At 42.9% G+C, this 2,907-nt stretch carries 1 protein-coding gene; it reads right to left on the reverse strand.

The features are described from left to right. The coding region (locus tag ACZMB2_RS13840) for a winged helix domain-containing protein (RefSeq protein ID WP_522731582.1) at positions 1-2,907 on the reverse strand (2,907 nt) is incomplete at both ends.

Raw genomic sequence — 2,907 nt, forward strand, 5'->3', positions numbered from 1 at the left:
GATCTCATCACCATTTTCATTGACACTCTTATCATAGATGCGTACATCTTTCAGATTCAGGGTATCTTCCAGAATCTTATAGGCATTTGCTCTCTCAGTTCCATACGTTGCATAGGCAAACGCATTTCTCGGACTGTCGGCATTCTTTCCAGTAATCCTCCACTCACCATTTACCTCTGAGAATTTTACCTGTATTTCCTTCTGTGCAAGATACCACGGCGTATGAAGCAGTTCCACCATAAAATCCTGATAATCCGAAGGTTCAATCCATGTGGCTCCAACACGCACCTCAATCTCGGATGCTTCCAGATCTCTCGGCTGAACCGCCTCCAATGCACGGACATTCGGTGTAAATTCCGGATGACTCTCGGCAAAGGTTCTCGCAGTATTTAATTTATCTCTGACATTTCCGGACAGATATTCATCTCCACTTTCCCACTGGTCTGTCAGTGGATTCTTAAAGATAACTCCGACCAGTTCTTCTGTGATCTTCTCTTCGGTCTTTCCTGTCAGCTCTGCCATATAAGGAAGGTCTACCTTTGCCCTTTCGTTAAGAGACAATGCCAATGCTTCTGTTGCTGTCTCCACGCTTGTCACAGCGACCGCCTTTTTGATGGTTCGTTTGGTGAACATGTCCGCTTTCCGCTTCAATGTTCCATCTTCATTCAAGTCTTCCAGGGAACACAGCAGACAATAAGAAGAGTCATCAGAAAATGCCCGTTTGTTGGCATTACTTCCAATGACTCCATACTTTACCGTGTAGGTATCATATACCTGATTCAGTTTTTCCTGCTGTTTCTGGATTTCTTCATCTGTGACGTTTTCCTCCATCTGCAAAGCGATCAGCTCTCGGACAGTATCACGGATTGCAACCATCCCTTTTACACGTTCTGCAGTAGCGGCAGGCATTTTCACCTGATTCATCAAAGAGTTGACACGGTAATATACCTGATCATCTACCACCGTATAACTGTAATTTCGCACATTTGGATCTGCTGGAATACTCTCTGGCATCTCATCCAGTTCTGTCTCCACATCTACTACCGGTGCCATGCTTCCCTTGATGTGTTTCACTGCTTCTGCTAACTGTAATTCTAAATCAGCTCCTTCCATTGGAGCACAGGTTGTTTCCATACCATACGGACCGGACACTTCTTTCATCTCACCCAGAATCATTTCCGGATGCTGAACAAAATACTGATTGACTGTAATGCCATTGACATCACTATCCAGATTTATCCATTCCGGCATTTCTTTCGTAAGGCTTTCCCTCTTCTGGAAAAACAGGATATCAGCACTGACTTCTGTTCCTGCATTTGCCTTAAAAGCTGTGTTCGGCAGTCGGATTGCGCCCAGCAGGTCTGCACGCTCTGCCAGATATTTCCGAACTTCCGGTGATGCTTTATCCATGGTTCCCTTTGTTGTGATCAGCGCAGCCACGCCGCCTGGACGTAACTGATCTATAGTCTTGGCAAGAAAGTAATCATGAATCATGAAATTGTAGCGATCATACTGACGGTCATTGACCTTGTATGCACCAAATGGCACATTTCCAATCGCCACATCAAAAAAATCATTAGGATAATCTGTCTTCTCAAAACCTTTAATCTGAATATTGGCATCTGGATAGAGCAACTTTGCAATTCTACCACTGATGCTGTCCAGTTCCACACCATAGAGTTTGGACTGGTTTAGATTCTCCGGAAGCATTCCAAAGAAGTTACCAACTCCCATAGACGGCTCCAGAATATTTCCTTTTGTAAATCCCAGATTCTCCAACACCTGATACATACTTTCAATCACAATCGGCTGTGTATAATGAGCATTTAAGGTGGAAGCTCTGGCTGCAGCATATTCCTCTGGTGTAAGAACCGTCTTTAATTCCAAATATTCTGTCTCCCATGCAGCTTTTGTCTCATCAAATGCATCTGCAAGACCTCCCCAGCCAACGTACCTGGATAAGATTTTCTGTTCCTCTGATGTCGCATTGCGGTTCTCATCCTCACATTTCTTTAACAACTGGATAGCCATGATATTGGCTCGGAATTTCTCCTTCGGTGTTCCCTGTCCAAGTTCATCATCTGTGATGCGGAAGTTCGTTGCTTGAATCGGTTCTGCTATTCCGTTAATCTCTTCCAAAGATTCTTTTTCTTCCGATACCTCAGCTTCTCCCGATAATTCTTTTTCTTTTTTATCATAATCTGTCCACACACGTTGAGAAATAGCAGTAAAATACGAGGACTCTTCCTCCATAATTTCTTCCCTGATTTCCCGTAATTCATCTAAGGTATCCGCATTTACAGTTTTGTTGTGATAATGATAATAAAGTACTTCTTGTCCGAGTTTTACATCCAGACGTTCCAATTCTTGTGTTGACATTCGATTCCAAATATCATCTTTTTCCGTATGAATCGTGAAACCTTCTCCATCATCATGATATTCTAATGTGTATTGAAGTCGATTCGCTTCTCCCTTAACTTTACAATCAAAATCATGAATTGTTGTTCTGGTACCAGACATATATTCTGAATCAACTAATCGCAAATCAGTTATATCTTCAGCAGTCAAAGTATCCTGCTCCAGCTGTTCTCCTAACATCTGCTGTGCTTCTTCCAAATCTGCCAGTCTTTGTGCTTCCTGTCGTTCTTCGTACTTTTCCATTTCTTCCGGTGACAAATAATCATCTGTGCGGATTAACTGGCGGACACGTTCTGCAACTTTGTTCCACTTTAATAAAACTTCTACCTCTGGACTGCCAATTTTCCCTTTTGCAAGTTTTAATCCTTTTGCATCATGGGATGCGTCGGAAGCACCTGCTCCTGGTATTCCGGGTGAAGAACCACCTGTTCCATACTCATTTTTCAGGAACTCAGCTGCATCTTTCATATCATGGTGCTCCATGAAATA

The sequence above is a fragment of the Hominiventricola sp. genome (assembly GCF_057604405.1).